The organism is Streptomyces sp. M92, assembly GCF_028473745.1.
In the GTDB taxonomy this organism is placed as follows: Bacteria; Actinomycetota; Actinomycetes; order Streptomycetales; family Streptomycetaceae; genus Streptomyces.
This window is the reverse complement of record NZ_CP101137.1, coordinates 5,461,685-5,487,607: the sequence shown is the minus strand read 5'-3', so window position 1 is coordinate 5,487,607 and position 25,923 is coordinate 5,461,685. Positions and strand designations below refer to the sequence as shown.

At 72.6% G+C, this 25,923-nt stretch carries 24 protein-coding genes; 13 read left to right on the top strand and 11 right to left on the bottom strand.

Annotation, left to right across the window (positions count from 1 at the left end):
- Window positions 1-144: 144 nt before the first annotated feature.
- Entirely contained in the window at window positions 145-918 is a 774-nt protein-coding gene (locus M6G08_RS24675) for a polysaccharide deacetylase family protein (RefSeq protein ID WP_272589351.1), read from the bottom strand.
- Between the two features lie 261 nt (window positions 919-1,179).
- Between M6G08_RS24675 and M6G08_RS24670 the strand changes: the two genes are divergently transcribed.
- The 4 genes from M6G08_RS24670 to M6G08_RS24655 all read left to right on the top strand — a co-directional run bounded on the left by M6G08_RS24670 (window position 1,180) and on the right by M6G08_RS24655 (window position 4,195).
- On the top strand, window positions 1,180-1,686 hold the full coding sequence (locus tag M6G08_RS24670) for a DUF2617 family protein (protein ID WP_272589350.1): 507 nt from the start codon (window positions 1,180-1,182) through the stop codon (window positions 1,684-1,686).
- Window positions 1,683-2,084, top strand: a complete 402-nt coding sequence (locus tag M6G08_RS24665) for a DUF4247 domain-containing protein (RefSeq protein ID WP_272589349.1) — start codon at window positions 1,683-1,685, stop codon at window positions 2,082-2,084. Before M6G08_RS24670 ends, M6G08_RS24665 begins: the two co-directional genes overlap by 4 nt.
- Window positions 2,085-2,148: 64 nt before the next feature.
- Window positions 2,149-2,586: a DUF350 domain-containing protein gene (locus tag M6G08_RS24660; protein ID WP_272589348.1), complete on the top strand. Its 438-nt coding sequence runs from the start codon at window positions 2,149-2,151 to the stop codon at window positions 2,584-2,586.
- A 10-nt stretch (window positions 2,587-2,596) separates the two neighbouring features.
- Entirely contained in the window at window positions 2,597-4,195 is a 1,599-nt protein-coding gene (locus M6G08_RS24655) for a polyamine aminopropyltransferase (protein WP_336299009.1), read from the top strand.
- On the opposite strand, the gene M6G08_RS24650 is transcribed toward M6G08_RS24655, so the two are convergent.
- The 3 genes from M6G08_RS24650 to M6G08_RS24635 form a co-directional block, all read right to left on the bottom strand.
- A complete protein-coding gene (locus M6G08_RS24650) occupies window positions 4,189-4,974 on the bottom strand; it encodes a formylglycine-generating enzyme family protein (protein WP_272589347.1) in 786 nt (261 codons plus the stop codon). The two genes, M6G08_RS24655 and M6G08_RS24650, sit on opposite strands and share 7 nt — an antisense overlap.
- Window positions 4,975-5,956: 982 nt before the next feature.
- Window positions 5,957-6,622, bottom strand: coding sequence for a maleylpyruvate isomerase family mycothiol-dependent enzyme (locus tag M6G08_RS24640; protein WP_272589346.1), 666 nt, complete (start codon window positions 6,620-6,622; stop codon window positions 5,957-5,959).
- A gap of 190 nt (window positions 6,623-6,812) precedes the next feature.
- Entirely contained in the window at window positions 6,813-8,462 is a 1,650-nt protein-coding gene (locus M6G08_RS24635) for a family 20 glycosylhydrolase (protein WP_272589345.1), read from the bottom strand.
- Between the two features lie 289 nt (window positions 8,463-8,751).
- Here M6G08_RS24635 and M6G08_RS24630 point away from each other — a divergent pair, with 289 nt between their 5' ends.
- Complete coding sequence (locus M6G08_RS24630) at window positions 8,752-10,020, top strand: glycoside hydrolase family 1 protein (protein WP_272589344.1); 1,269 nt, start codon at window positions 8,752-8,754, stop codon at window positions 10,018-10,020.
- A 10-nt stretch (window positions 10,021-10,030) separates the two neighbouring features.
- A complete protein-coding gene (locus tag M6G08_RS24625; protein ID WP_272589343.1) occupies window positions 10,031-10,609 on the top strand; it encodes a TetR/AcrR family transcriptional regulator in 579 nt (192 codons plus the stop codon).
- A 46-nt stretch (window positions 10,610-10,655) separates the two neighbouring features.
- On the opposite strand, the gene M6G08_RS24620 is transcribed toward M6G08_RS24625, so the two are convergent.
- Both M6G08_RS24620 and M6G08_RS24615 read right to left on the bottom strand, forming a co-directional pair.
- Window positions 10,656-11,876, bottom strand: coding sequence for a serine hydrolase domain-containing protein (locus M6G08_RS24620; RefSeq protein ID WP_272589342.1), 1,221 nt, complete (start codon window positions 11,874-11,876; stop codon window positions 10,656-10,658).
- Entirely contained in the window at window positions 11,873-14,203 is a 2,331-nt protein-coding gene (locus M6G08_RS24615) for a glycoside hydrolase family 3 C-terminal domain-containing protein (protein WP_272589341.1), read from the bottom strand. Before M6G08_RS24615 ends, M6G08_RS24620 begins: the two co-directional genes overlap by 4 nt.
- A gap of 234 nt (window positions 14,204-14,437) precedes the next feature.
- On the opposite strand from M6G08_RS24615, the gene M6G08_RS24610 reads away from it, so the two are divergent.
- Window positions 14,438-15,355 (top strand): SGNH/GDSL hydrolase family protein, encoded by a 918-nt coding sequence (locus M6G08_RS24610; protein WP_272589340.1) that lies wholly within the window; start codon window positions 14,438-14,440, stop codon window positions 15,353-15,355.
- Here M6G08_RS24610 and M6G08_RS24605 read toward each other — a convergent pair.
- Window positions 15,345-16,004, bottom strand: a complete 660-nt coding sequence (locus tag M6G08_RS24605; protein WP_272589339.1) for a TetR/AcrR family transcriptional regulator — start codon at window positions 16,002-16,004, stop codon at window positions 15,345-15,347. The genes M6G08_RS24610 and M6G08_RS24605 overlap by 11 nt on opposite strands.
- A gap of 203 nt (window positions 16,005-16,207) precedes the next feature.
- Between M6G08_RS24605 and M6G08_RS24600 the strand changes: the two genes are divergently transcribed.
- Genes M6G08_RS24600 through M6G08_RS24585 form a run of 4 tightly spaced genes read left to right on the top strand, consistent with a single transcriptional unit; the run spans window position 16,208 to window position 21,393 of the window.
- A complete protein-coding gene (locus tag M6G08_RS24600; RefSeq protein ID WP_272589338.1) occupies window positions 16,208-17,737 on the top strand; it encodes an ABC transporter substrate-binding protein in 1,530 nt (509 codons plus the stop codon).
- Window positions 17,738-17,771: 34 nt separating this feature from the next.
- Window positions 17,772-18,713: an ABC transporter permease gene (locus tag M6G08_RS24595; RefSeq protein ID WP_272589337.1), complete on the top strand. Its 942-nt coding sequence runs from the start codon at window positions 17,772-17,774 to the stop codon at window positions 18,711-18,713.
- Window positions 18,710-20,539 carry a dipeptide/oligopeptide/nickel ABC transporter permease/ATP-binding protein gene (locus M6G08_RS24590; RefSeq protein WP_272589336.1) on the top strand — a complete coding sequence of 610 codons (1,830 nt, stop codon included), beginning with the start codon at window positions 18,710-18,712 and terminating at the stop codon, window positions 20,537-20,539. Before M6G08_RS24595 ends, M6G08_RS24590 begins: the two co-directional genes overlap by 4 nt.
- Window positions 20,536-21,393, top strand: coding sequence for an ABC transporter ATP-binding protein (locus M6G08_RS24585; RefSeq protein WP_272589335.1), 858 nt, complete (start codon window positions 20,536-20,538; stop codon window positions 21,391-21,393). Before M6G08_RS24590 ends, M6G08_RS24585 begins: the two co-directional genes overlap by 4 nt.
- 32 nt (window positions 21,394-21,425) lie before the next feature.
- Here M6G08_RS24585 and M6G08_RS24580 read toward each other — a convergent pair whose 3' ends face one another.
- Complete coding sequence (locus tag M6G08_RS24580) at window positions 21,426-22,541, bottom strand: MerR family transcriptional regulator (protein ID WP_272589334.1); 1,116 nt, start codon at window positions 22,539-22,541, stop codon at window positions 21,426-21,428.
- 197 nt (window positions 22,542-22,738) lie between these two features.
- Here M6G08_RS24580 and M6G08_RS24575 point away from each other — a divergent pair, with 197 nt between their 5' ends.
- The gene (locus M6G08_RS24575) at window positions 22,739-23,713 is read left to right on the top strand and encodes an aldo/keto reductase (RefSeq protein ID WP_272589333.1); all 975 of its coding nucleotides are present in this window, start codon (window positions 22,739-22,741) and stop codon (window positions 23,711-23,713) included.
- A gap of 22 nt (window positions 23,714-23,735) precedes the next feature.
- Here M6G08_RS24575 and M6G08_RS24570 read toward each other — a convergent pair whose 3' ends face one another.
- Window positions 23,736-24,026: a hypothetical protein gene (locus tag M6G08_RS24570; RefSeq protein ID WP_272589332.1), complete on the bottom strand. Its 291-nt coding sequence runs from the start codon at window positions 24,024-24,026 to the stop codon at window positions 23,736-23,738.
- Between the two features lie 219 nt (window positions 24,027-24,245).
- Between M6G08_RS24570 and M6G08_RS24565 the strand changes: the two genes are divergently transcribed.
- The gene (locus M6G08_RS24565) at window positions 24,246-24,710 is read left to right on the top strand and encodes a GNAT family N-acetyltransferase (RefSeq protein ID WP_272589331.1); all 465 of its coding nucleotides are present in this window, start codon (window positions 24,246-24,248) and stop codon (window positions 24,708-24,710) included.
- Here the strand turns inward: M6G08_RS24565 and M6G08_RS24560 are convergent.
- Together M6G08_RS24560 and M6G08_RS24555 are read right to left on the bottom strand one after the other, a co-directional pair.
- On the bottom strand, window positions 24,678-25,292 hold the full coding sequence (locus M6G08_RS24560; RefSeq protein WP_272589330.1) for an O-methyltransferase: 615 nt from the start codon (window positions 25,290-25,292) through the stop codon (window positions 24,678-24,680). The genes M6G08_RS24565 and M6G08_RS24560 overlap by 33 nt on opposite strands.
- Before the next feature lie 48 nt (window positions 25,293-25,340).
- Complete coding sequence (locus M6G08_RS24555) at window positions 25,341-25,910, bottom strand: chloramphenicol phosphotransferase CPT family protein (RefSeq protein ID WP_272589329.1); 570 nt, start codon at window positions 25,908-25,910, stop codon at window positions 25,341-25,343.
- Window positions 25,911-25,923: the final 13 nt, after the last annotated feature.

The following is a 25,923-nucleotide window of genomic DNA, read 5'->3' as shown; positions in this document are numbered from 1 at the left end:
CCCTACGAACACCCCACAGGACCCCGGCCCGATCGGCCGGGGTCCGCTGCTTGCCCGACGCGGCCGAACCCACGGCAGGCGTGCTCACCCCGCCCGCCCTGCCGGTGGTGAGCGGGCACCGAGAGGGCGGGGCGGCGGAACGCGTCAGCGGACCGGAAAGCCGAACGCGTATCCCTGCTCCTTGAGCCAGGGGAGGACCCGGCGCAGGGCTTCGACGGTCTGTGCGCGGTCGCCCCCGGCGTCGTGGAAGAGGATCGTCGGGCCGTTGCGCAGCTCGCGCTGGACGGTGGCGACGATGGCGTCCGTGCCGGGCCGTTCGAAGTCCTTGGTGTCGACGTTCCAGCCCAGCGGACGCATACCCCGGGATGCGGCCAGTTTGCGGCTGTAGGGGGTGAAGGCGCCGCCGGGGGCCCGGTAGTACATCGGCCGTACACCCCCGGACGCCTCGGTGATCATGCGCTCCGCGTCGAGGATCTCCTTGGACTGGTACGCCTCGGACTTCCTGTCCATGGCGGTGTCGTGCGACACCGAGTGGTCGCACAGCCGGTGCCCGGCCGCGACGACGTCCTTCACGAGACCCGGGTGGGCCTGGGCCTGCGTACCCGTCATGCAGAACGTGGCCTTGACCCCGTACTCACGCAACAGGCCGAGCACTTGAGGCGTCCACGCGGGGTCGGGGCCGTCGTCGATGGTGATGTTGACACCCCTCGCTCCCTCGTCGGAGGCGTGCGCGATGGCCGGGTCGACCGGGTCGGCGGCACTGCCCGGCGTGGCCGGCGCGGTCGCCTCCGGTGCCGCCGCGCCCGCGGGCCCGGCCTGCGCCGTCCACACCGAGGCGCCGACCGCGAGGACCGTCACTCCGAGCGCCGCCCCGACCACTTTGCCGTACCAGGCCCGTCCGCCACCGTGCCGCGCCATGTCCGTCCCGCCTTCGCGTAGTTCCTCGCCCCCGGTCCCGTCGGGACCACATGGCAGGACGGCATCCCGCGGCCGCGGGATGCGTCCGTTACCGATCACGGACAATTCCGGAAGAGTTCACGGACAACCGGCCGGCCCGAGCGGTGACCGCGGTCGCGGTGGTTCGGCGAGCACCTGTCGCGAGCACCCCGCCGTTCGGACGCCCGAGGACCCGTGTGCCATACTCAGCGCCGCTCGTAGCAAAATCGGACCGGGGGCCGCATGCGCACACTGTCACTGCAAGCCCCCTATCTGGACACGGACGCGGACCAGCTCTGTTTCTCACTGGACCTGGGCGAGCGGCCTGCGCTCGCCGAACGCGAAGCGCTCGTGGGGGGACTGACCGTACGCATGCGCCTGCTCGGCGCCTCGCACCAGGTGTTCGCCGGACCCGTACGGGAGACCGTGGCGTGCCTGCCGGGTGCCGCCCGAGGGCTGCCGGCCGGACTCACCCGGCAACTGCCGGGCTGGACCTACGACTTCAGCGCCACCACGGCGCGTCTCGACCCTGTCGAGTTCAGCGCGCGGGTGGCGAGGATCCTCCACCGGGCGGCGGACGCGAAGCACAGCCTGTGCGGCACTTTCCCGGGTTCGCCGGAGGCGGTGACGGCGGTGGTCGTCGAGGCGTCCGACGAGGCGTCACGTCCCCCACTGGTCTGGCACACCTGGCACACGTACCCGCAGAACGGGCAGATCGTATCGACGCGCACTCGACTGGAGGCCCGATGAACAGCGCCCGACTCGTCCGCGCAGCGGTGGCGGCCGCTCTGCTCACCGTTTCGCTCGCGGGTTGTTCCAGCGACGGGGACGACGGGGTTCCCCGCTCCTGGATCCGCGACCAGTACACCTCCAGCGGGTCCCGGTGGCTCGACAACGACAGCGGCCCGGCTCGGGTCGCCGACGCGATCGACGACCAGCGCGAGGCGCTCGACCGGTCTTCCGGGGGCGGCATGCAGTTCCTGCGCTACGGCGACGACATGGTGACCGTCTCTCCGTACCAGGGCGGCAGCATGATCGAGATCGAGGACTACCGCAACGGTTACCGCCGCCACCAGCAGCACCTCGTCAACTGGCCCAACCCGAACAGTCAGAGTTACCGCGGCGGCGGTCCGGGCGAAGGCAAGTGAGTCCCGTGCCGGCCAGGCAGCACCGCCTCCCCGCTCCGACGACGCTCTCCAGAAAGGCATCCCTGTGACCGAGATCTTCGAGTCGGCCGGTCAGGCCCTGCTCTACGGAGTCGTGGGCCTGGTCGTGATGGCCGTCGGCTTCGTCGCCCTCGACCTTGTCACGCCCGGCAAGCTCTTCCACGTGGTGTGGCGGGACCGCAACCGCGGCGCGGCCGTGCTGCTGGGCAGCCAGTCCGTAGCGGTGGGCCTGGTCGTCATGGAGGCCATCCGGGCGAGCGAGTCGGAGGAGGGACTGGGTCAGGGCCTGTTCAGCACGCTCCTGTACGGCTTGGCCGGTGTGCTGGTGATGACACTGGTCGGCATCGTGATCGGCAAGCTCGCGCCGGGCCAGATGGGCGCGGTCGCCCTGGAGGACGTCGGGGACCGCCCGCACCCGGCCGCCTGGGTGCAGGCCGGCATGTACCTGGGCACCGCCTTCATGGTCGGCGCGGCCCTCTCCTAGAACGGCTCCCATGAGTTCCACCACCCTGGACGACCGCGACACCACGGCCACCTCCCGCCCCCCGGGGACTCCTCCGCCCCGGGGGGCGCGGTTCCTTCTGCTGCTCGCCGTCTTCCTCTGCGCCGCCTGCGGCCTCGTCTACGAACTGGCGCTGACCGCGCTGGGCAGCTATCTGGTCGGCAACTCGGTGCTCCAGACCTCCGTGGTCATCTCCGTGATGGTCTTCGCCATGGGTGTGGGCTCGCTGGCGGCCAAACCGCTGCGGCGCCGCGCGGTCGTCGCGTTCGCGGTGCTGGAAGGCGCCCTGGCGCTGATCGGCGGCCTGTCCGTGCTGGCCCTGTACGCGGCCTTCGCCTGGCTGCAGCTCTACATGCCCGCGATGGTCGTGGTGTCCCTGGTGATCGGCATTCTGATCGGCGCCGAGATCCCGCTCCTGATGACCCTTCTTCAGCGGATCCGCCGGCAGGAGGCGAGCAGTGCCGTCGCCGACATGTTCGCCGTCGACTACATCGGTGCCCTCGTCGGCGGCCTGTGCTTCCCGCTGCTCCTGCTGCCGACCTTCGGCCAGTTGCAGGGTGCACTGGTGGTCGGCTCGGTCAACGCGGTCGCCGGCGTCGTCGTCGTGGTGTTCATCTTCCGCCGCGAGATCCGCCGCATGGTGAAGGCCGGTCTGCTGGCGGGCGTCACCGCGGTGCTGGCCGTGCTCTGCACGACGTACGCGTTCGCGGACGACCTGGAGATCACCGCGCGTCAGCACATGTACGCCGACCCCGTCGTGCACGCCGAGACCACCCAGTACCAGGACATCGTGATCACCCGGTCCACCGCCTTCACCGGGGACCCCGACATCCGGCTGTTCCTGAACGGCGATCTCCAGTTCAGCTCCGTCGACGAGTACCGCTACCACGAGTCCCTCGTCCACCCCACGCTGTCGGGCCGTCGCTCCAACGTGCTGATCATGGGTGGCGGTGACGGGCTCGCGCTGCGCGAGGTGCTGCGGTACGAGGACGTCCGGCACGTCACCCTCGTCGAACTCGACCCTGCCATGACCCGGTTGGCACGGGACTACGGGCCGCTGCGCGAGCTCAACCGGGAGGCGCTGGACGACCCGCGGACCGAGGTGGTGAACGCCGACGCGTTCAACTGGCTGCGCGGTGCCCGGCAGCAATACGACGCGGTCGTCATCGACTTCCCCGACCCCGACTCGGCATCGATGGCCAAGCTGTACTCGGTGGAGTTCTACCATCTGCTCGGCCGGGTCCTCACTCCGCAGGCCAAGGTGATGGTGCAGAGCGGATCGCCGTTCTTCGCGCCCAAGACGTACTGGTCGATCGCGAAGACGATCGAGGAGGCGGGGTACTCGACCACGGAGTTCCAGGTCGATGTGCCGAGCTTCGGCAACTGGGGGTTCGTGCTGGCCGCCCGCGGCGGCGAAGCACCCGAGCTGCGGCTCGCCGCGGACGCTCCCGAGCTGCGGTACCTGGACGACGCGGTGCTGGAAGCGGCGACCGTGTTCCCCGTCGACCGTCGCCGCACCGACGTACGGCCGAGCACCCTGATGGATCCCGCGGTGCTCGAATACGTCCTGGACGAGTGGCGCGATTACTGACTCCCGCAGGCCGGCCGGGCCGGTGCCGCCAGGCGGAAGCCCACGCCGATCGCCGCGAGGTCCGGCTCGTAGGCGCCGTGCCGGCGGGCGCACCGGGCCAGGTCCCGGTCGTGGCGGAACGAGCCGCCCCGGGTGACGTGCCGGTCGAAGGCCCAGTCCTCGGTGCCCGGCACCTCGGCGGGTGCGCCGGGGTAGGGCGCGTAGAGGGTCGAGGTCCACTCGTCGGCGTTGCCCGCCATGTCGAGCACTCCGAAGGGGCCGGCTCCCTCGGGGAACGAGCCGACCGGCGTCGTGGTGCCGATGCCGAGGTCCACGAGATTGGCCAGTCCGGTGCGGTACTCCTCGCCCCACGGGAACTCCCGGCCGTCGTCGCCCCGCGCGGCGCGCTCCCACTCGTCCTCCGTGGGCAGCCGCACGCCGAGGCCGATGCGGTTCCCGAGCCACCGGCAGAAGGCGGTCGCCGCCTCCCATGAGATCCCGATGACGGGGTGGTCCGCCGGCGTCGCCGGGACCGGCCGGCCGGAGGCCGCGGCGAAGGGTGTCCACTGGCCGACGGTGACGGGCGTGCGGGCGATCCGGAAGGCCGGAACGTGGATCTCCGCACGCGGGACCTCCTTCCTGTACCAGTCCACCGGCACCCCGGTGTCCGCGTAACGGCGGGCCACCGCCGCGACTTCGTCGCCCGGCGTACCCCGGCGCAGCGTTCCGGCCGGGACCTCGACCCAGTCCACCTGCTCCACCCGCACGGCTCCTCCCCCGCTTGAACGGACCACTCCCATGATCGCCTCGGTGGCGGTGGCGGGCTTCGGCCGCTGGTCCCGGTCCGACCGGGACCTTGGAACGAGGACCTCGCTGCGGCCCGCCGCCCCGCTCGAGGATTGGCTGAAGCGTGACCGTTGTCGCCCTGCTGTAGGTACGGCGAGCGGCCGGAGTGGGTACTGCCCCGCCTCACGCAGACGTGGGAGGTTCACGCATGTGCGCATCATCGACGGAACTCCCGGGGGGATCGTGGAGCACGAGCGGTTCACCTGCCGTGCTCTCCGGAACGCGTTCGCCGGCGCCGCCCTGTCCCCCGACGAGAGCGCCGAGGCGGAGACGGCCGAGGAGGCGACCACGCTCAGCACGGCGGCTCCCCTGCCCGCCGCGGACCACGTCGCCCTGATGAAGTTCGTCTACGGGCGTGCCGGTGCCGGCAAGGATGCCGAACGCACCTTTCGGACCGAGAGGTTCGTCAAGCGGCTCCTGGACGAGGCGGACGACCGCATCCAGCTCTGCGGCGTCGCCCCTTGCGACCCCTACAAGATCAACTGGCCTCGCCCACGACGAAGCCGCCGGGCTCGCCCTCACCCTCGTCCGCGCCGCCCCGGCCGTCGTGCGCGGCGAATGCCCCGCCGCCCGCTCCCCTCGGACAGGCACCTCACCATGCCGCTCCCCCAGCTCCGCCCACACCGGCGAGAAGCCGTCGATGCGCACATCCGTGGTGTCGGGGAAGGCCCGTCCTCGCCGCGCAGGGAGGAGAGCCCGACCACCGGGCCCGTGCGGCCTCCCTCGCGCCACGCGGCCTCGGTCTGGGTCGGCAGGTACCCAGCGAGGGGACGAGCACCAGCACACGGTCGGCACGGAGCTCTTCGGCGCTCCGGACGGCCACGAGGCTCTTGCCCGACCCGTCGCCGTGATCACCTGGGTCCGGAGTCCTCACGGCGGAACCGGAACTGGTCGACTGGGTAAGGCCGTCCGACAAGGTGAGGGTGCAGGCTGCCCTCACGCCGTCCCGCAACGCTCACGCAGACGCTCGACACCCTCGCCTTCCAGGTCGTCGAGATGGGCCGCGCGTCCGGTCATGGCCATCGTCAGGGCCAGGGTGCTGCCGGACACGACGGCCCCGGCTCCCGTCTCGAACGGACCGTCGTTCGCGACGAGCCGCAGGCCGGTGATGCGTCCCTTGGCGACGACGACCTGATCCGACCCTCGGTAGTACTCGGCGACCCGGGTGAGCGCCCGGGTCGGGTGGTCGCGACGCATGCCCAGGGGACGCCGGATGTCCTCCGCGTGCACGATCGTCTCGCCGAGCATGGCCACGGCGGGGAGGGGAGGCTTGGTCCTGCTGGGGACGGCACGCCGGAACCGGTCCAGTGTTTCGGCGGGGGTCGCGCCGAGCTGTTCGGCCAGCCGTATCGCCACCTGTTGGTCGAAGTCGAACCGGCAGCGGATCACGCCCGCGAGCCAGCGCACGGCATTGAGGCTCGCCCCCGCGGTGAGGTGCGCCAGTACCTCTCGCACCGTCAGCCCGGCGCACAGCGACGGGGTCGTCCACTGGTCGTCGGGCAAGCCGGCGAGGTCGGCTGCCAGCGCCGCTCGCTCCGTATGGATCCATGACCAGACCTCGGCCCTCGGATTGCGGTCCGCTGCCAGTGCCGAACCAGTCATGCGGGCGGATCTCCTGTCACCAGTCGTGCTCCGGGTCACACCTGGTCCGGAAGTGTGCTCGTCCGGACCGGGTGTTCGGACAGGAGACTCTCCCACCGGAGCAAACTCATCGGTGGGTGCCGAGCGGGCGGCCGGTGTGGGCGGTGTGGGCCTCCCCTACGCCTGGTCCTGCCGGCCCCGGTCAGACCGCTCAGGGACGGTCCGTCGGTTCTGCGAGATCAGCGGGAGCGGCCGGGTCCGGCCAGGGGATCTCGGTGGAGGCCAGGTAGGAGAGACCGCGCTCGCGCCAGAGTCCGCCGTGGCGGGCGAGGACGTCGCGGTGGCTGTCCCAGTCCGGGCTGCGGCCGGTCCACGCGGTGTGGGCGAGGCAGGCCAGGCGCGGCAGCAACAGGGTGGTCAGGTCGTCGAAGCCCTGGATCGACTCGCCGAAGACCGTGGCCGTGATCCCCGCGATCCGGTCCTCCGGGATCGGGTACGCGGCGGGATCCCAGGCGGCGGTGTGGCGCACGTCGCGGGGCCGGTACGCGGGGAAGCCCAGGCGGGCCGCGGTATCCGCCTGTCCGGGCGGCACGATGTCCGGGGCGTACCGGCGGTCGAGGTAGAGGTGGGACTGGGGGGAGAGCAGGACGCGTCCGCCGCCGTCCAGGACTCGGGCGAGGTCGTGGTCGGTGGGCGCGAAGAACGTCTTGAGGGCCGCGACGACGGCCAGGGTGTAGCCGGCCGCGAGCAGGTCGGGGCGGAGGTCCAGTTCCTCCTGGGTGTCGGGCAGGTCCATCATGGGCACATCCACCCAGAACTGGGCGACGTCCTCCGGCGTCACGCCCGCGCGTGACGCCTCCTGCCAGGCCAGGGGACGCTTGCCGGCCGCCCGTACCAGGGCGCGCAGTTCCCGTACGGCGAGGGTGAAGCTGTCCGCGGTCATGCCCAGCGCCTCGTCGCCGCCTATGTGCACGTAGGGTCCGTCGGTCAGCCGGCACACCTCGGTGAGGACGGAGGCGACCAGTGAGTGGGTCGCGGGGTCCGCGAGGTCGAGCGGCGGGACGTAGGGGAAGCGGCCCTCGAGGCCTTCGGGCGCGGGCGCGGCGGGCAGTCCGGGCACGGCTTCGCGCAGGGCGGCGCAGTGGCCGGGCAGGTCGATCTCCGGGACGACGGTGACGAAGCGCTCGGCCGCGTAGTCCTGGAGGGCGCGGTAGTCCTCGGCGGAGTAGAACCGCCGGTCCGGGCCGTCCGGCGAAGTGGCCGCCATGGTGCCGGTCCGGTCGGGCAGGGGCAGACGCCAGCCCTCGTTGTCGGTCAGGTGCAGGTGCAGGACGTTCAGTTTGTAGAGCGCGGCGAGGTCGATGATCCGGCGGAGTTCGGCCGGCGTGAGGTAGCAGCGCGCCGGGTCGACCATGAGGCCGCGCCACGCGTACCGCGGTGCGTCCGCCAGCTCTCCGCACCGGACGCGGGCCGACGCGGCGGCGATGAGCTGCAGCGCGGTGGTGGCGGCACGGAAGACCCCCTCGGGAGTGGCCGCCCGGCAGATGATGCCGTCCTCGGTGACCGTGAGGCGGTAGGACTCGTCGCCGGGCGGCGTGGTGCCGCTCGGTGAGAGGCCGGCGGGCGGTGGCGGGGCCGGCTCGGCGGTGTCCAGGACGAGTTCGAGGGTGCGGGCGGCGGTCCCGGCCTCCTCCGGGGACAGCAGGCGGTCGCCGAGGTGCGGAGCGAGGAGCGCGCGGACCGTGCGGGCGACGGCGGTGAGCCGGTGGCCGGCGGCGACGCGCCAGGGTCCGGAACGGTCCAGCTCCCCGCCGGTGCCGGCTTCCGGCCGCACCGCGGCCCCCGGGACGACTGCGTCCATGTCTTCTCCTCCACGCCTCTCGTGCGGTGAGTGGGACGGCCCGCGGACGGCAGCGGCGGTCACCGGCCGGTGCGGCACCCTCCGGACCGGACCCGCGGGCCCGGCGCCCGGTCAGGTGGGCGTGGGCCGCGGGGACGGCGGCCGTTCCGGAGGGTTCCTGTCCGGTGCGTCTTCCTGCCGGAGCGGCGTCGCCTGTACGCTAACACGAAAACCGATCGATGAACGCTTTTCACGGAGTCCGGCCCCGCCCCCGCGCGCCCGCCGGGCTCCGAGGCGGAAGGAACCCCGTATGACACCCACGACCGGGCCCGGTCTCGTGCTGCCGCGCGGCTTCCTCATGGGAGCCTCCACCTCCGCCCACCAGGTCGAGGGGAACAACGTCTCCAGCGACTGGTGGGCCATGGAGAACCGGTCCGACAGCTCCGTCGCCGAGCTCAGCGGTGACGCGGCCGACAGCTTCCACCGCTGGCCGCAGGACATGGACCTGCTGAGCGGACTCGGTTTCAACGCCTACCGGTTCGGTGTCGAGTGGGCGCGCGTGGAGCCGGAGCGCGGGCGGATCTCCCGCGCCGCCGTGGCGCACTACCGGGCCATGGTGCGCGGCGCCCTGGACCGCGGGCTGACGCCGGTGGTGACACTGCACCACTTCACTTCGCCGCGCTGGTTCAGCGAACTCGGCGGCTGGTCCTCGCCCGAGTCGGCCGAGCTCTTCGCCGCGTACGCCGCCGTGGCCGCCGAGGTGCTGTCGGCCGGCGTGCGCCATGTGGCCACGATCAACGAACCGAACATGGTCGCCCTGATGCACACGCTGCTGCGCACCGCGGACCGTACGCCGGGCAGGGGCGGTGACTCGGGGGCGGTCGCCTTCGACCCCGGCTCACTGGAGCCGGACGCCGGCGTGACCCGTGCGCTGGTCCGCGCGCACCGGGCGGCGTTCTCCGCCCTCAAGGCCGCCGATCCGGACCTGCGGGTGGGGTGGACGGTCGCCAACCAGGTCTACCAGGCGGAGCCGGGTGCCGAGGAGGTCGCCGCCGCGTACGCCGGACCGCGGGAGAACGTGTTCCTGGAGGCCGCCCGTGAGGACGACTGGATCGGCGTACAGGCGTACACACGGCACCGGATCGGCCCGGACGGCCCCCTGCCCGTGCCGCCGGGCGCCGAGACGACGCTGACCGGATGGGAGGTGTACCCCGAGGCCCTGGGAGAGGCGGTGCGGCACACCGCGTCCGTCGTCGGTCCCGGTGTGCCCATCCTGGTCACCGAGAACGGCATCGCCACCGACGACGACGCGTTGCGCGTCTCCTACACCAGCAGGGCGCTGGCGAGCCTGGCCGCCGCCCTGCGCGACGGCGTGGACGTCCGCGGCTATCTGCACTGGAGCGCCCTGGACAACTACGAGTGGGGCTCCTACCGGCCGAGGTTCGGGCTGATCGCCGTCGATCCGCGGACCTTCGCCCGCCGGCCCAAGGAGTCGGCCCGCTGGCTGGGTTCGGTGGCCCGTTCGGGGCGCCTGCCGGACACCCCCGCCGCGGCGGCCGGCGTCGCCCACGCGGGTTAGGCTGACCGGCATGGCGAAACGGGGCCCGTACGAGAAGGGCGAGGCGAAGCGCGGCGAGATCCTGCACGCGGCGCTGGAGATCTTCGCGGCCGAGGGATACCGGGGCACCTCGCTGCGCAAGGTGGCCGCCCGGTGCAATCTCAGCCTGCCCGGACTGATGCACTACTTCGGCTCCAAGGAGGACCTGCTCACCCAGGTGCTGCGTATGCGCGACGAGACCGCCCGCCGGCGGCAGGACGAGCGCACCAGTCCCGAGAGCTACCGGGAGATCATCCGTGAGGGTGCCCGGACCCCCGGTCTCGTGGAGTTGTTCGTGTCCATGGCGGCGGCGGCCAGCGACCCGGAGCACCCGGCGCACGCGCACTTCGCCGAGCGCTACCCGGTGCTGCGGGAACGGGTGGCCGGGTACGTGCGCAAGCGGATGGACGAAGGCTCCATGACGACCGTCGTTCCGCCCGAGCGGCTGGCGGTGCTGCTGCTGGCGGTGGCCGACGGCATCCAGTTGCAGTGGCTCATCGACCGGTCCACCGACATGGAGCAGCCGATCGACGACGTGATGCGTCTGCTCGCCCGGGACCGGGAGGACTGAGCGCGGCCGGCGGGGCCCGTGTCAGGCGCGGCCGACGGGGCCCGTGTCAGGCGCGGCCGGCCGCGGCCGAGGCCTCCCGGACCGCCTCGGTCCACGGCAGCCATCGCGGGTCCGGACCGGCCGAGGGCTCCCAGGACATGGCCGTGCAGACGTAGCCGACCGCCAGACGGTTCTCGGGATGCGCCATGCCCAGCCGTCCACCCGCTCCGGCATGGCCGAAGGAGCCCTCGCCCAGGAGCGGTTCACCGGGGCGGGGGAGCTCGAAGCCGAGGCCGAAGCGGGACCTGTCCGGTCCGTCGAACCGGAGCAGCGGGCCGGGCGGCGGAAGGTGATCGGTGTGTGGAGCGCGGGCCCGGTCGACCGTGGCCGCGGACAACAGCCGTACGCCGTCGACCTCGCCGACGAGCGCCGCGTACAGCCGTGCCAGCGACCGGGCGTCACCGATGCCGCCCGCCGCGGGGATCTCGGCGGCCCTCCCCCGGCGCGTGTCGAACGCCGCCACGGCAGCGGCCAGTTCACGGGTCGATGCGCGCAGGAAACGGGCCGGCCGGTCGTCGGGGGTGAGGCCGAGGCGGCCGATCGCCGCGTCGATCTGCTCGGCGCCCGGCGCGGGCCGGAGGGCGGACTGCCGGACGAACCGGTGCTCGGCCGACCGCGGCAGGCCCATCCACAGGTCCAGCCCGAGTGGTCCGGCCACCTCGCGGGCGAAGTAGGTTCCGATGCTCGCGCCCGCCACCCGGCGGACCACCTCGCCGACCAGGTGGCCTTGGGTGAGGGTGTGGTAGAGGTACGCCGTTCCGGGTTCCCACAGCGGCCGCATCGCCGCCAGGCCGCGGACGCGGGCGTTCCAGTCGAGCAGCCCCGGCAGCCCGGTGCCCGCCGGGTCGTCGGTGAAGGCGGGCAGCCCCGCGCGGTGGGCGAGCAGGTCGGCCACGGTGGTGTGCGCCTTGCCCGCCGCGCGGAACTCCGGCCAGTAGCGGGCGACGGGCGCCGCCAGGTCGAGCCGGCCGCGCTGGGCGAGGAGATGGGCACAGGTGGCCGTCATCGCTTTGGAGACGGACATCAGCACGGTGACCGAGTTTGGACCGAAGAGCCGTCCGGCCGGGTCCGCCGTGGATCTGGTCCACAGGTCGACCACCGGCCGGCCCGCGTGGTGGACGGCCAGTTGAGCGGAGCCGGGGTCGTCCGCCTGTGCGTGGGCGAAGGCTTCGCGCACCGCCTCCCAGCCCGGCCGCACGCGGCCGCGCACCGCCGCTTCGGCGGTCACGCGGAGGTGCCGTGCGAAGCCGCGTCGGCTTCGACGGCCAGGTCTGCCACGTCCTCGGGCGTCACCGGACTCTGCGGGAACTCGGAGATCACGTCGAGCGGCATGCCGGCGAGGAAGCGCCGCATCACCGGGTCGTCCATGGCGCCCGGTCCGGCATCGCCGCCCCGCGCACGCGCGAACCGTCGCGCCAGCAGCGGCCCGCCCACGGGATGCCGCAGCCACTCCGCGAGCGAGTTACGCCCGGTCAGCGGCAGCCGTGAGGGATCTCCGTCCAGGACCACCTCCGCCGACTGCCGTATGTCGCGGGACGAGGAGCCTACGTCGATGCGGTGGACACCGCCCTCGACCCGCCATCCGCCCTCGCGCGCGCTGTAGTGGGCCAGGTCGGCGCGAGCCAGTACCACCACGGCCTCCCGGCTCTCCCCCGGGGCCGGGGACACCGAGGCGAAGCCGCGCAGTTCCCTCGGGGGCCTGGCGACCTCGGAGTCCGCCGGTCCCGCGCTGTAGACCTGGACCACCTCCCGGCCGGTCCGGTCACCGGTGTTGGTGACGGTCACCGTCACGGTGACCGCCGCACCGTCCTCACTCACCTTCGCACGCAGGCCGGAGTAGGCGAACGTCGTGTAGGACAGCCCGTGGCCGAACGGGAAGGCGACCTCACGGCCGGTGGCATCGTAGCCGCGGTATCCGACGAACACGCCCTCGCCGTAGCGGACCCGGCCCTCCTCTCCGGGGAAGGACAGGTGGCTGGGGCAGTCCGCGAGGCGCAGCGGGATCGTCTCGGCCAGCTTCCCGGACGGATTGACCTCACCGAACAGCACCCGGGCCAGGGCGCCCCCGCCGGCCTGGCCGAGCAGCCAGCCCTCCACCACGGCGGGGACCGTCTCGTGCCAGGGCGACGTACGCACCACTCCCCCGTTGGACAGCACCACGCACACGCGGTCGTTGACGGCGCGGACGCGCTCCAGCAGGCGCAGTTGGCCGGCGGGCAGGTCGATGTGGGCGCGGTCGAAGCCCTCCGACTCGTCCTGTGCGGCCAGACCGGCGAAGAGCACCACGGTGTCGCTCTCGGCGGCCAGCCGCACCGCTTCGTCGGCCGCGGCTCCGCCCGTGTCCCCGTCGCCGGACAGGGCGTAGCCCGGGGCGAACTCCACGCGGGCGCCGTCGGCGAGCCGCCGCAGGCACTCCAAGGGAGTGTCGAGGCGGGTGGGTGTCACCTGGGAGCTGCCGGCGCCCTGGTAGCGAGGGGTGCGGGCCAGCTCGCCGATGACGGCCACGGTGCCCGAGGAGCGGTCGAGGGGCAGCAGCCCGGTGTCGTTCTTCAGCAGCACCACGCACCGGTCGGCGGCCTCGCCGGCCAGCCTGTGGTGTTCCTCCGCGGAGAACCGGCCGTCCGCCGGCGCGCCGTCCGTCCGCCTGCGCTCCGCGGCCCGCCGGGCGAAGCGGACCAGGCGGTCGACCGCCGTGTCCAGCACGGACTCGTCGAGGTCGCCGTCGTCCACCGCGGCGACGACGTCCCGGTCGGTGCGCCCGCCGGTGCCCGGCATCTGGAGGTCGAGACCGGCGCGCAGCGCGGCGACCCGGTCACGGACGGCTCCCCAGTCGGACATCACGATGCCGTCGAAGCCCCACTCGGTGCGCAGGATGTCGGTGAGCAGCCGCGTGTTCTCCGACAACGGGACACCGTTGACCGCGTTGTACGAGGCCATGACGGACCACGGGCGGTCGCGGCGGACGATGCGTTCGAAGGCGCGCAGGTAGATCTCGCGCAGGGGGCGCTCGTCCACGTCGGCGCTCACGCGCATGCGGTCGGTCTCCTGGTTGTTGGCCGCGTAGTGCTTGAGCGCCGCGCCGACACCCGCCTCCTGCAGCCCGCGGACCATCGCGCCGCCGAGTTCGGCGGTGAGCAGCGGGTCTTCCGAGAAGTACTCGAAGTTGCGTCCGCACAGCGGCGACCGCTTGATGTTGATTCCCGGCCCGAGCACCACGTGCACGCCGTGCGCGGACGCCTCGGCGGCGATCGCTCCGGCGACGCGGCGGACGAGCTGCGGGTCCCAGCCGCTGCCCAGGGCCACGGCCGGCGGGAAGCAGGTCGCGGGTGCGGCGCTGTGCAGGTCGAACTGGCCGCCGTCGCCGCTCTCCTTCGGCAGCCGCAGACCGTGGGGGCCGTCGGACAGGGTGACGGCGGGGACGCCGGCCGCGGCGAGCCCCGTCGTGACGAAGTCGCCCGCACCGCTGGTCAGGGAGGCCTTGTCGGCCGTGGAGAGGGACGGCGTGGACGGGTGGCGCTCGGTCGCACGCGCGCCGGTCGGGATCTGCTGGGTCATACGCGCACCTATTCGGCTCGGGTGATGCAGGCGAGTACGGGTCAACCGGGAGTCCGGATCGGGAGAGGCGCAAAAAACGTAAGTTGATCGGTTTTTACTGTCAAGGGTTGCCTACTTGCCGGTAGCCGGACGGCGCGGGCGACGGGAAGCGGTGCCGCGCGGCCTATTGACGACCAGAAACCGATCACCGTACGGTTTTCGAACTTCCCCGCACCGCCGAACAGAGGAACCGCCATGCCTCCCTCCAGCCGGCCGCCCGGCGCACGCCCCGGAAGACGCACGACACAGCGCGCGACCACCGTCACCGCGGCCCTGACCGCACTGGTCTGCGCGGCCACGGCCGCCTCCGCGGCACCCGCACCGCCGCCGGCGGAAGGGCAGGGCACCTCCGAGGTGCGCTACGTGGCGCTCGGCGACTCCTTCAGCTCCGGACTCGGGATCCCCGAACCGACCGACTCGGCCTGCGGACGCTCCTCGGCCAACTACCCCACCGTGGTCGCCCGGGCGACGGAGGCCGCCTCCTTCACCGACGTGACCTGCGCGGGCGCCGCCACCAGCCACATGACGTCGCCTCAGGACTCCGTCCCGCCGCAGCTCGACGCCCTGCGCCCCGACACCACTCTGGTGACGCTGGGCATCGGCGGCAACGACCTCGACCTGACCGGTGTCATCACGCGGTGCGTGCTTCTGGGTTACCTAGCCCCGCAGGGTGCACCGTGCAAGCAGAGCTACACACTTCTCGGAACCGACGAGATCGGCTCCCGTATCGAGGCCGTCGCACCACGCCTCGACGCCGTCCTCGACGAGATCCGCGTCCGCTCCCCGCAGGCCCGGGTCCTCCTGGTCGGGTACCCGGCGATCTTCCCGGACGACGGCTCCGCGTGCCGGGAGACGGTCGCGCTCGCCGAGGGCGACTTCCCCTGGCTCCGGGACAGGACGAAGCAGCTCAACACCGTGCTGGCACGGCAGGCCTCACTGCACGGCGCCGGTTTCGCCGACGCCTACGGTCCCTCGGTCGGACACGACGTGTGCAGGCCGGCGGGCGTGCGGTGGATCGAGCCGGAGGAGACCGCGGCGGCGGCCGGATTCCACCCCAACGCCGCCGGGCACCGGAGTACGGCCGATGCAGTTCTCGCCGCCCTCACCGGTTGACGCCGGTTCCGGACCCGCCCTCCTCGGGCCGGAGTCCGACGCGGACCAGGTAGTCACGGACCAGGTCCTCCATGTCCACGGCTTCCGGCTCCAGCAGCCACTGCGTCTGCAAGCCGTCCATCAGGGCCAGCAACTGCCGGGCGGCGACCGCGGGCTCGGGGGTCGTCGGCGGATCGCCAGGCGTGCTCAACGCCTCGACGAGGACGGTCAGTTCCTCCCGCAGGACCCGGTAGCGCTCCCGGAAGTAGTGGTGGGCCGGGTGCTCCGGATCGGTGGCCTCGGCGGACAGCTTGGCGTAGAGCGCCACGAGGCCCGGGGTCGAGGCGTTGCGGGCGATCAGCCCGACCAGTGCGCGCAGCCGCTCGGCCGGGTCCGGTTCGGGCGCGCCGGGATGGGTGATGCCGGGAAACACCGACTGCGCGTCGATCCGGTCGCGACGGCCCAGTACCGCGGTCAGCAACGACTCCTTGCCGGGGAAGTGGTGCAGAACACCGGCGTGGGTCAGCCCCGCGTGGGCGGCGATGTCCCGCAGCGACACGGCGTTGAACCCCGACCGGGAGAACAGTTCGGTGGCGGAGTCCAGGATGCGGGCCCGCGTCCGCTCGCCCTTGGAAAGGCGACGCGGGTCGGCCTCGGGTCGTGCGCTCACTTCAGCGGGCTCCTGCCATCGGCTCCGGTGCGTCACGGGAGTGCCCCGGCATCCCCGCTTCGATCCCGGAAGTTACCAGTCGGCCGGCCCGGCCGGACGCCTTCCTCCGACAAAAACCTACCAACTGGTTAGTTCTGCGGCTAAGCTCACCGCCCATCTCGTCCGGGACGTCCCTCCCCGGCCCTCCACACGGAGCGATCCTCATGACCAGAAGCACCCGAACCGGGGCCGCGGCCGCCTGTCTGGCGGCGGCCCTCGCCGTCGCGGGATGCAGCGGCGCCGGCACCACGGGCAGCGGTTCGTCGACGCTGAACATCGCCACCATGACGTTCCCGCAGAGCCTCGACCCCGCCCAGGCCGTCGGCAGCGCCCTGCCGTTCTTCCAGGCGACGTACGACACCCTCGTCAAGCGCGAGCCGGACGGTGAGTTCCGGCCCATGCTCGCCACCGCCTGGAAGTACAACGCCGACCGCACCGAACTCGCCCTCACCCTGCGCGAGGACGTGAAGTTCGCCGACGGCACCGCCTTCGACGCCGCGGCCGTCAAGGCGAACATGGAGCGCTTCAAGAAGGGTGGCGGGGCCGACGCCAAGTGGCTGAAGGACCTGGAGGCGGTGGAGATGAAGGACGCCTCCCACGCCACTCTCCAGCTGAAGCAGCCCAATCCCGCCATGCTCTTCTACCTGAGCGACGCGGCGGGACTGATGGCCAACCCGGCCGCGTTCGGCAAGGGCGACAGCCTCAAGACGACCCCCGACGGCACCGGCCCCTACCGCCTGGACACGGCGAAGACCACGATCGGCACCAAGTGGGTCTACCAGCGCAATCCCGACTACTGGGGCGAGGCGCTGCCGTACGAGACACTGACGATGAGCTTCTTCGACAACGAGACGGCGATCGTCAACGGCCTGAAGACCGGCCAGGTGAACGCGGCCCTCCTGCAGAGCGCCGACCAGCAGATCAGCATCGAGGCCGATCCGCGGATGAAGACGACGAAGCAGGAGTTCGACTTCCAGGGACTGTTGCTCTTCGACCGGGGCGGAGCACTGACGCCCGCGCTCAAGGACGCCCGCGTCCGCCAGGCGCTCAACCTCGCCGTCGACCGCGAGACGATGCTCCGGGCCATCCGCCAGAACCGCGGCGAGATCACCTCGCAGGTCTTCGGCCCCGACACCCGGGGATACGCGGAGGAACTGGACACGTACTACGCCCACGACCCGGACCGGGCCAGGGAACTGCTGCGGGCGGCCGGCCACGGCGACGGATTCACGCTGAAGCTTCCCCGGATCTCCGCCATCGTCAACGACGCGCTCGCCGCCTCGCTGGCCGCCGACTTCGAGGCCGTCGGGGTGAAGCTGGTCTGGGACGACCTCGACGGTGCCTCGGCGGTGCGGAAGGTGTTCACCGACCGGGCGTACTCCGGCATGGTCATGAACATCGGCCAGTCCTCGTCGGACTGGGTCGTGGTCGACGAACTCGTCAACCCGGGTGCCTTCAACATGTTCGGCACCACCGACGCCACCGTGCGGGAACTGGTCGCTCGCGTCCAGTCCGGCACCGCCGAACAGGCCGGGACCGCCGTGCGATCCCTCAACGAGCACCTGGTGGAGCAAGGGTGGTTCGTGCCCTTCTACCGGATGAGTTACCTGCACGTCTCGGACGGCACGGTGACCGTCCGCCCGCAGTCCGGCATGGCCGTCCCGTCGATCTACAACTACTCCCCCGCCAAGTGACCCGCCCCGGCGCCCGTCACGGATACCGAGTGCCATGCTGACCTTCATCGCCCGCCGGACGGCGTCCGGTGCCCTGCTCCTGGTCGTCATCTCGCTGCTCACCTACGTGCTGCTGTCGGTCCCCGACACCGACATCGGCCGGCAGCTCCTCGGCCAGAGCGCCGACCAGGCCTCCGTCGACGCCAAGAACGCCGCCCTGGGCCTGGACCGGCCGGTACTGGAGCAGTACGCGGACTGGCTCACCCACGCCGTGCGCGGCGACCTCGGCACCTCGTGGTTCACCAGTGAGGACGTCGCCACGGCGGTCTGGGGCAGGCTGCCGGTCACCGCCAGCCTGATGGTCGGCGTCACGCTCGTCACCACGACGGTGTCCTTCCTGCTCGGTGTCTGGGCGGGGGTGCGGCGCGGCGCCGTCGACCGGTTCGTCCAGGTGCTGGGTGTCGTGGGCTACGCGCTGCCCGGCTTCCTGGTCACCCTCGTCCTCGTGCTGGTCTTCGCGGTCCGGCTGAACTGGTTCCCGGCCATCGGCTACATCCCGTTCGCCGAATCGCCCGGCGGCTGGCTGTCCACCATCGCCCTCCCGGTGCTGTCCCTGTCGGTGGCTTCCGTGGCCGGCGTCTCCCAGCAGGTGCGCGGCGCGGTGATCGACGTCCTGCGCCAGGACTACGTCCGTACCCTGCGCGCCCGCGGCCTGCCCCCGTCCCGCATCGTCTTCCGGCACGTCCTGCGCAACGCCTCCGCACCGGCCCTGTCGGTACTCGGCATGCAGTTCGTGGGACTGCTGGGCGGCGCGGTCGTCGTGGAGCAGATCTTCGGTCTGCCCGGCATCGGCAGCATGACCGTCACCTACACCACCCGCGGCGACATCCCCGTGATCATGGCGCTGGTCATGCTCACCGTGGTCGGTGTCGTCCTGATCAACCTTCTGGTCGACATCGTGATCGGCTGGCTCAACCCGAAGGCGAGGGCCGCATGAGCGAGAACCTTCCGGCCGGACCGCCCGCGACCGCCACGGACCGTCCCGGCGGCGCGGCGCGGGCGGCGGGCCGCCGGGCGACGCCCGGTCGCCGCGTCCTGCGGCGGCTGTCGCGCAACCCGCTCGGCGCCGGGTCGGCCGCCGTGCTCCTGCTGCTCGTCGCCGCGGTCCTGCTGGCGCCGTGGCTGGCGCCCCAGGACCCCTCGGCCGCGTCCCTCGGCAACGCCTTCGCCGGCCCCGGCGGCGCCCATCCGCTGGGCACGGACTCCGCGGGCCGCGACATCCTCTCCCGCGTCCTGTACGGCGGGCGCAACACCCTCGGCGGAGCGGTGATCGCCCTCGGCATCGCCCTCGCCCTCGGCGTGCCGGCCGGTCTGTACGCGGGCTACCGCGGGGGCAGGTTCGACTCCGCCGCCAACTGGGCGGTCGACCTGGTCATGGCGCTGCCCGCCATGGTGGTGCTCCTGGCCTCCCGCGCCATCCTCGGCCCCAACGTGTGGGCCCTGATGGTCGTACTGGGGGTGCTCGCGGCACCGAGCTTCCACCGTCTGGTGCGCGGTGTCGTCGCGGGCGTGCGCAAGGAGCTGTACATCGATGCCGCCAGGGTCTCCGGGCTGTCCGACGCGCGTATCGTGTCCCGGCACGTGCTGATCGTGGTCCGCGGCCCGGTCATCATCCAGGTGGCCCTCGTCGCCGGCGTCGCGATCGGCCTCCAGGCCGGTCTGGAGTTCCTCGGCATCGGCAGCGGCTCGTCGGCCACCTGGGGCGCCATGCTCAACGAGGCGTTCCAGAACATCCAGCGCGCGCCCCTGCTGATGCTGTGGCCGGGGCTCGCCCTGGGCCTGACCAACGGCGCGCTCGTCCTGTTCGCGTCGGCCCTGCGCGACGGGCTGGAGGACCACTCCGGGCAGCCGTCCGCACGGCCCCGGCCCGTACGCCGCACAACGCCCGCGCCGGCTCCTACCGGGGAACGCTCCCCGGACGGCCGGGCCGAACTGCTGTCGGTGCGCGGACTCACCGTCGCCTACGCGCAGCCGGACGGTACCGACAAGCAGGTCGTGCACGGAGTCGACCTGGACGTGCGCGCCGGGGAGATCGTGGGGCTCGTCGGTGAGTCCGGCTCCGGCAAGACCCAGACGGCCTTCGCCGTGCTCGGCATCCTGCCCGACGGCGGACGGATCGCGGGCGGCAGCGTCCTCGTCGGCGGAGCCGAACTGGTCGGCCTGCCCGAACGCGAGCGCCGGGCCCTGCGCGGCCGCACCGCCGCCTACGTCCCGCAGGAGCCGATGAGCAACCTCGATCCCGCGTTCACCGTCGGCAGCCAGCTCTTGGAACCCATGCGCCATCTTCTCGGCCTCTCGCGCAGGGACGCGGCCCGGCGTGCCCTGGAACTGCTGCGCCTGGTGGAGATCCCCGACCCCGAGCGCACGCTGCGGCTGTACCCGCACCAGATCTCCGGTGGCATGGCCCAGCGAGTGCTCATCGCCGGCGCGATGTCCTGCGATCCCGGGCTCCTCATCGCCGACGAACCCACCACGGCGCTCGACGTACGGGTCCAGGCGGACATCCTGGACCTGCTGCGCCGGCTGCAGCGGGACCGCGGGCTCGGCGTCCTCCTGGTCACCCACGACCTGGGAGTGGTGGCCGACCTGTGCGACCGCGTCGCCGTGATGAACGGCGGCCGGATCGTGGAGACCGGCACCGCCGAGCAGGTCCTCCACTCCCCCCAGGACGCCTACACCCGGACCCTGCTCGACGCCGTCCTCGACGACGCCCCGGCACGGGACCGCCGACAGCCCCGAAAGGCGAGGAGCACAGCCGTATGAACGCAGCAGAGGCCACCGAGCCCGCCGCTCCCGCGGCGCCCCTCCTGAGCGTGAGGGACCTGCGGGTCTCGTACCCCGGACGGAGCCGGCGTGCCCCGCACACCGAGGTGCTCAGGGGCGTGTCCCTCGACGTCCGGCCGGGTGAGACCCTCGGCCTGGTCGGGGAGTCCGGGTCGGGCAAGACCACCATCGGCCGCGCCGTCCTCGGCCTGGTGCCGGTGCGGTCCGGCACGATCACCTTCGACGGGGAGCCCGTGCACACGGCCGGCCGCTCCCGCCGCCGCGCGCTGAGCCGGGACCTCCAGGTCGTCTTCCAGGATCCGTACACCTCCCTGAACCCCTCGCTCACCGTCGGGGACACCCTGGCCGAACCCCTGATCGCGCACGGGACGAGTCCGCACGAGGCCCGCGACCGGGTCCGCGGCCTGCTCGACCGGGTCCACCTGCCTGCGGACGCCGCCCACCGGCTGCCCCGCGAGTTCTCCGGGGGCCAGCGGCAGCGCGTCGCCATCGCCCGTGCCCTGGCCCTGCGCCCCCGGCTCGTCATCTGCGACGAGCCGGTCTCCGCACTCGACCTGACGACCCGAAGAGCGGTGCTCGACCTGCTGCTGGACATCCAGGAGGAGACGGGCACGGCGTACCTCTTCGTCACGCACGACCTGTCCGTGGTCCGCTTCATGAGCCACCGGGTGGCGGTGATCCACCGCGGCGAGATCGTGGAGACGGGCGGCGCCACCGACGTCACCGGGGCGCCGCGGCACGCCTACACGCGGGCACTGATGCTGTCGGCCCCGGTGGCGAACGTCGCGGCGCAGCGCCGGCGCCGGGAGGCGGCGAAACGTCTCACCGGGTGAGGCGGCGAGCGTCCGGCTGTCCGGCCGCCGGTTCACGTGACGAGAAGGCGCAGGCCGAGCTCTGTGGCGTCGAGGGCGACGACGTCCCGGTTGCGCTCGGCCCACCGGCCGGAGGAGAGGTCGTCGCGGAGGCCGTCCACCGCCCGCTGCTCCGCCTGAGGCCCGACCCGGGTCCACACGGACACCGCGCGGCGTACCTGTTCGTCCAGGTACGCCTCGGGCCGGCGCCAGTGGGCTTCGAAGAAGCCGTCGGCGCAGTCCCAGGGAACGAGCACCGGTTCCGCACGACCGTCGATCGCGCGGGCCAGGTCGGCCAGTGAGGGCCTGTCGGTGAGGAGGCCGCCGAACTCGGGCAGGTAGTCGCGGGTGAGCCAGAAGCGGTCGCGCCAGCCGGTGCTGCCGGCGTCGTAGGTGAACACCACCACCCGGCGGGCCACGCGGCGCATCTCCCGCAGACCGGCGACCGGGTCCGGCCAGTGGTGAACGGTGCTGACCGCCATCGCCGCGTCGAACGACTGGTCCTCGAAGGGCAGGCGCTCCGCGGCGGCGGCCACGCAGGGCGCCGAGCCCGCCGGGCGCTGCGCGCGCATGACGGCCGACGGTTCGACCGCCGTCACGTCACGGTCGGGAGGCTCGTAGGAGCCGGTGCCGGCCCCGACGTTCAGCACGGTCCGCGCGTCCCCGAGCGCGTCCCAGATCCTCTCGGCGATCCGCGGTTCGGTGCGCCGCGTCGCCGGGTACGCGGATCCGATGACGTCGTACAACTGCGCTCCGAACACTTTCAGTTGTTCCTCCGGCGTCGTGTTCATCCCCATGGCCCGTGCCTCCAGTTCCCTGTCGATGGCCGTCACGGCGGCAGCGGCCTGATCGCGCCGGTCCAGCAGCAGACCGCGCAAACGGCGCAGGTGCGCCACCGCGTCGGTGGCGGGGTCGTCGACCAGGTCCGCGATCTCGCGCAGCCCGAATCCCAGGCGCCGGTAGGCGAGCACCTGCCGCAGTCGCTCCACGTCGCCCGCCGCGTAGGCCCGGTATCCGGAGGCGGTGCGCGCGGACGGCCGTACGAGGCCGATCTCGTCGTAGTGGTGCAGCGTGCGGACGCTGACGCCGGCCAGTCCGGCCACGCGTCCCACGGTCAGGTGCGCTTCCATGCCGGGGACTATGCGGCATGACGCCACGTGAGGGTCAAGCACTCCCAGGCCGGACCGGGCTGCGGCCGGCGCGGATCGGTCCGGTTTTCCGGTGGCCCAACGGGCCGGGACACCGGTCCGTTGTCCTTCTACGGTGGAGCCGTTCCTGTCCGAGCCCGCACGTCTTCGGCGTGCGGGCACGAAGCGAGGTGACACCGTTGCTCCGACGCCGAGTCGGGGGCCCGTCGGGCCCCGTCGTCAGCGCCTTGTGCCTGGGCGCACTGCCCTTCGGCACCACCGTGGACGAGAAGACGTCCTTCGCCATTCTCGACCGGTTCACCGAGGCCGGCGGCGATCTCGTCGACACCGCCGACAACTACGCGTTCTGGGTCCCCGGCGGGAGTGGGGACGAGAGCGAGAGCACCGTCGGCCGGTGGCTGGCGAGCCGCCGCATGCACGACAAGGTCGTGATCTCCACCAAGGCGGGGGCCCGGCCGACCGTGCCCGGCAGCGGTCTGGAGACGGCCGAGGGGCTGTCCGCACCGGTACTGCGCAAGGCGGCGGAAGACAGCCTGCGACGCCTGGGCACCGATCGCCTCGACCTGTACTGGACACACATCGAGGACCGGTCCGTCCCCCTGGAGGAGACACTCGGGGCGCTCGAGGAACTGGTCGGCGGCGGCAAGGTGGCGGTGCTCGGCTGCTCCAACCACGCCACCTGGCGGACCGAGCGGGCCCGCGCGATCGCCCGGACCAACGGCTGGACCGCGTACACCTGCGTCCAGCAGCGCTACTCCTACCTCCAGCCGCGCTTCGACATCGGACTGCCGGAGAGCGGGCACGTCCATGTGACCGCCGAGCTCCTCGACTACGTGCGCAGTGAGCCGGACCTGACGCTGATGGCCTACTCGTCGCTGCTCTCGGGCGCGTACACACGGCCCGACAAGTCCTTGCCGGCCGCCTACCACCACCCCGGGACCGGGCAGCGCCTGGCCGTTCTGCGGGAGGTGGCCGCCGAGCTGGGGGCCACGGCCAACCAGGTGGTACTGGCCTGGCTGCTCGGGGGTGACCCGCCGGTGATCCCGATCGTGGGGGTGAGCTCCGTCGCGCAACTGGACGAAGTACTGGGCGCGGTGGAGCTGGAGCTGCCCGGGGAGAGCAGGGCGCGGCTCGACCACGCCGCGACGGGCTGAGGGGCCGTGCGCCCGCCGCCCCTCAGCCCGGCCGCCCCTTGGCCCTCCCCGCCTCGGAGTCCCGCCCGTTGGTGCGCCGGGCCGCGCCTACGGCCTGCGCCAGGCGTCGCACGGCGTCGGGCACGGCCCGGTCAGCGAGATTGCCGTAGCCGAGGACCAGGGTCGGGCCGGCGGAGTCCGAGGTCCGCACCATGCGGTAGTCGTCGAGGTCCGCGAGCCGCACGTCGCGCCGTGCGGCCTCCTCGACGACGGCGGGCGCCGGGCAGCCCGTCAGGGACAGCAGCAGATGGAAGCCGGCCGCGGCGCCGGACACCCGGAACCCGGGCAGCGACTCGGTGAGTTCGCGCAGGAGGTGGTCGCGTCGGCGTTTGTAGTTCGAGGAAGGTCCCCCCCCAGGCCGGGTCCGTCCGATCGTCCGCCACGTCGGTCGCTGCTACCGACCGGCCCGCGTCGGCCGGGCGGCGGGCGCGGCGCTCGGCAGGGGCGGAACAATGCCTCCACCGCGTGGGGCCCGGTCTGCGAAACTGTGCGGATGAACGTCAGACTCGCCGAAGCGCAAGACGTCCCGGGTTTCCTCGCGTTGGCGGGGCAGGTGGAGCACTGGTTCGGTCCGATGGTCGGTGAGGCCGGCTTCCACGCGGCGGTGCGGGACCACATCCGCCGGTCGGAGGCGCTCGTGGCCGGCCCCGCCGGCTCGCCCCCGCTCGGCGCCATGCTGTTCGGCCCGACGGCACCGGCCTACCACGTGCACTGGCTCGTCGTGTCCGAGCAGGCGCGCGGCACGGGCGTCGGCCGCGCGCTCATGGAGGACGCGATGCGCCGGTGGGTGCGCGGCCCCGGCACGGTCGAGGTGGTCACCTTCGGCAGCGACCACCCCGGGGCACAGGTGAGCGGTGCGCGCGTCTTCTACGAGCGTCTCGGATTCGTCCCCGCGGAGGCCGCCGCCCCGGGGCCCGAGGGCGGTTCACGGCAGGTCTTCCGCCGCACGGTCTCCTGAGGCACCGAGCGGGTACGGGCGGCGTGCCGCGACAACCGCGGAAGTGAACGGTGTGGTGAGCACTTCGGTGGCCCGCAGCGCTGGATGAGCGAGATAGAAGAGGCGGAGCTCGTCCACTTCGCCACGGAAGCGGGGCGGCCAGTGGGACGAGGGCGTGAAGTCGTCCAGGATCAGCAGGCCGCCCGGAGCGAGCAGTCCGACGACGCCCTCGGGGTCGTCCAGCTTGCCTCCGCCGTCGCAGAAGAAGACGTCGAAGGGGGCGTGCCGTTCGAGCAGTCGCCAGTCCCCGGTGAGAACGCTGACGCGGTCGTCGTCCGCGAAGACTCCGGCCGCCCGGCGGGCCGGCTCCTCGTCACGCTCGACGGTGATCAGGCGGGCGCCGGCGCCCAGACCGCTGTGCAGCCACGCGGTCCCCACTCCGAAGCCGGTGCCGCTCTCGGCGACGACCCCGTGCGGCTTCGAGGCAGCGGCAAGGCCGAGCAGTCTACCCACTTCCGGGATGCAGCTCTGCTCGAACCCCGCCTCGGCAGCGGCACGTCGCGCCGCTGCCACGCGGGACGGGACCGCACGTCCTTGCGTCATCGCGGGTCTCCTTTCCCGTCTTCTCCGTCATGTCGGCGCAGCACGGCCTCAGGTCCGGCACCGGCTCGGCAGACAGCGTTCGCGCAGGCGGGTGAAGGCGGTGGGGACGGGACGGCCGGGAAGGAAGTCCTTGATCCGCTCGGCGCATTCCCGCGGGGTCGCCGTGCCGGTGTCGCATTCCAGGTCGTAGTCGCCGTGCGCGTGCACCAGGTCGTACTGGAGCTCGGCGAGGCCCTTGGGCCGGTCGCCTCGGGCCTGCTCGCGGCGGACCAGTTCGTCGAGCGGGCAGCGGACACCGACGAACAGGACGTCCTGGGGACGCAGCACCGTGAGGCAGTCGAGCAGGCGCCAGGGCTCACTGAGGACGTGGTCGACCACGACGTTGTTGCCCACCTCGGCCATGGCCGCGATCGAGCGGTGAAAGCCCTGCCTGGTGCGCCGCAGGGCGGCGTCGAGTTCCTCGGGGCCGAGGGCTCGCTTGGTGCGCATCGCGTTGAAGCTGTCCACGGCGAGGTGGAAGTAGACGCCGTCGTCCAGGACGTCGAGCAGTTCCCGGGCGATGCTCGACTTCCCGGAGCTGGAAGTGCCGTTGAGGAAGATGACCTGACCGGACGCCATGCGCCTCATGGTC

Coding starts and splice junctions, on each gene's coding strand:
- M6G08_RS24595 (WP_272589337.1), top strand. CDS start 17,772: ATGCTGACCTTCATCGCCCGCCGGACGGCGTCCGGTGCCCTGCTCCTG.
- M6G08_RS24640 (WP_272589346.1), bottom strand. CDS start 6,622: ATGACTGGTTCGGCACTGGCAGCGGACCGCAATCCGAGGGCCGAGGTC.
- M6G08_RS24635 (WP_272589345.1), bottom strand. CDS start 8,462: ATGGACGCAGTCGTCCCGGGGGCCGCGGTGCGGCCGGAAGCCGGCACC.
- M6G08_RS24650 (WP_272589347.1), bottom strand. CDS start 4,974: ATGGGAGTGGTCCGTTCAAGCGGGGGAGGAGCCGTGCGGGTGGAGCAG.
- M6G08_RS24675 (WP_272589351.1), bottom strand. CDS start 918: ATGGCGCGGCACGGTGGCGGACGGGCCTGGTACGGCAAAGTGGTCGGG.
- M6G08_RS24625 (WP_272589343.1), top strand. CDS start 10,031: ATGGCGAAACGGGGCCCGTACGAGAAGGGCGAGGCGAAGCGCGGCGAG.
- M6G08_RS24615 (WP_272589341.1), bottom strand. CDS start 14,203: ATGACCCAGCAGATCCCGACCGGCGCGCGTGCGACCGAGCGCCACCCG.
- M6G08_RS24555 (WP_272589329.1), bottom strand. CDS start 25,910: ATGGCGTCCGGTCAGGTCATCTTCCTCAACGGCACTTCCAGCTCCGGG.
- M6G08_RS24655 (WP_336299009.1), top strand. CDS start 2,597: ATGAGTTCCACCACCCTGGACGACCGCGACACCACGGCCACCTCCCGC.
- M6G08_RS24590 (WP_272589336.1), top strand. CDS start 18,710: ATGAGCGAGAACCTTCCGGCCGGACCGCCCGCGACCGCCACGGACCGT.
- M6G08_RS24610 (WP_272589340.1), top strand. CDS start 14,438: ATGCCTCCCTCCAGCCGGCCGCCCGGCGCACGCCCCGGAAGACGCACG.
- M6G08_RS24670 (WP_272589350.1), top strand. CDS start 1,180: ATGCGCACACTGTCACTGCAAGCCCCCTATCTGGACACGGACGCGGAC.
- M6G08_RS24580 (WP_272589334.1), bottom strand. CDS start 22,541: ATGGAAGCGCACCTGACCGTGGGACGCGTGGCCGGACTGGCCGGCGTC.
- M6G08_RS24565 (WP_272589331.1), top strand. CDS start 24,246: ATGAACGTCAGACTCGCCGAAGCGCAAGACGTCCCGGGTTTCCTCGCG.
- M6G08_RS24665 (WP_272589349.1), top strand. CDS start 1,683: ATGAACAGCGCCCGACTCGTCCGCGCAGCGGTGGCGGCCGCTCTGCTC.
- M6G08_RS24585 (WP_272589335.1), top strand. CDS start 20,536: ATGAACGCAGCAGAGGCCACCGAGCCCGCCGCTCCCGCGGCGCCCCTC.
- M6G08_RS24560 (WP_272589330.1), bottom strand. CDS start 25,292: ATGACGCAAGGACGTGCGGTCCCGTCCCGCGTGGCAGCGGCGCGACGT.
- M6G08_RS24630 (WP_272589344.1), top strand. CDS start 8,752: ATGACACCCACGACCGGGCCCGGTCTCGTGCTGCCGCGCGGCTTCCTC.
- M6G08_RS24600 (WP_272589338.1), top strand. CDS start 16,208: ATGACCAGAAGCACCCGAACCGGGGCCGCGGCCGCCTGTCTGGCGGCG.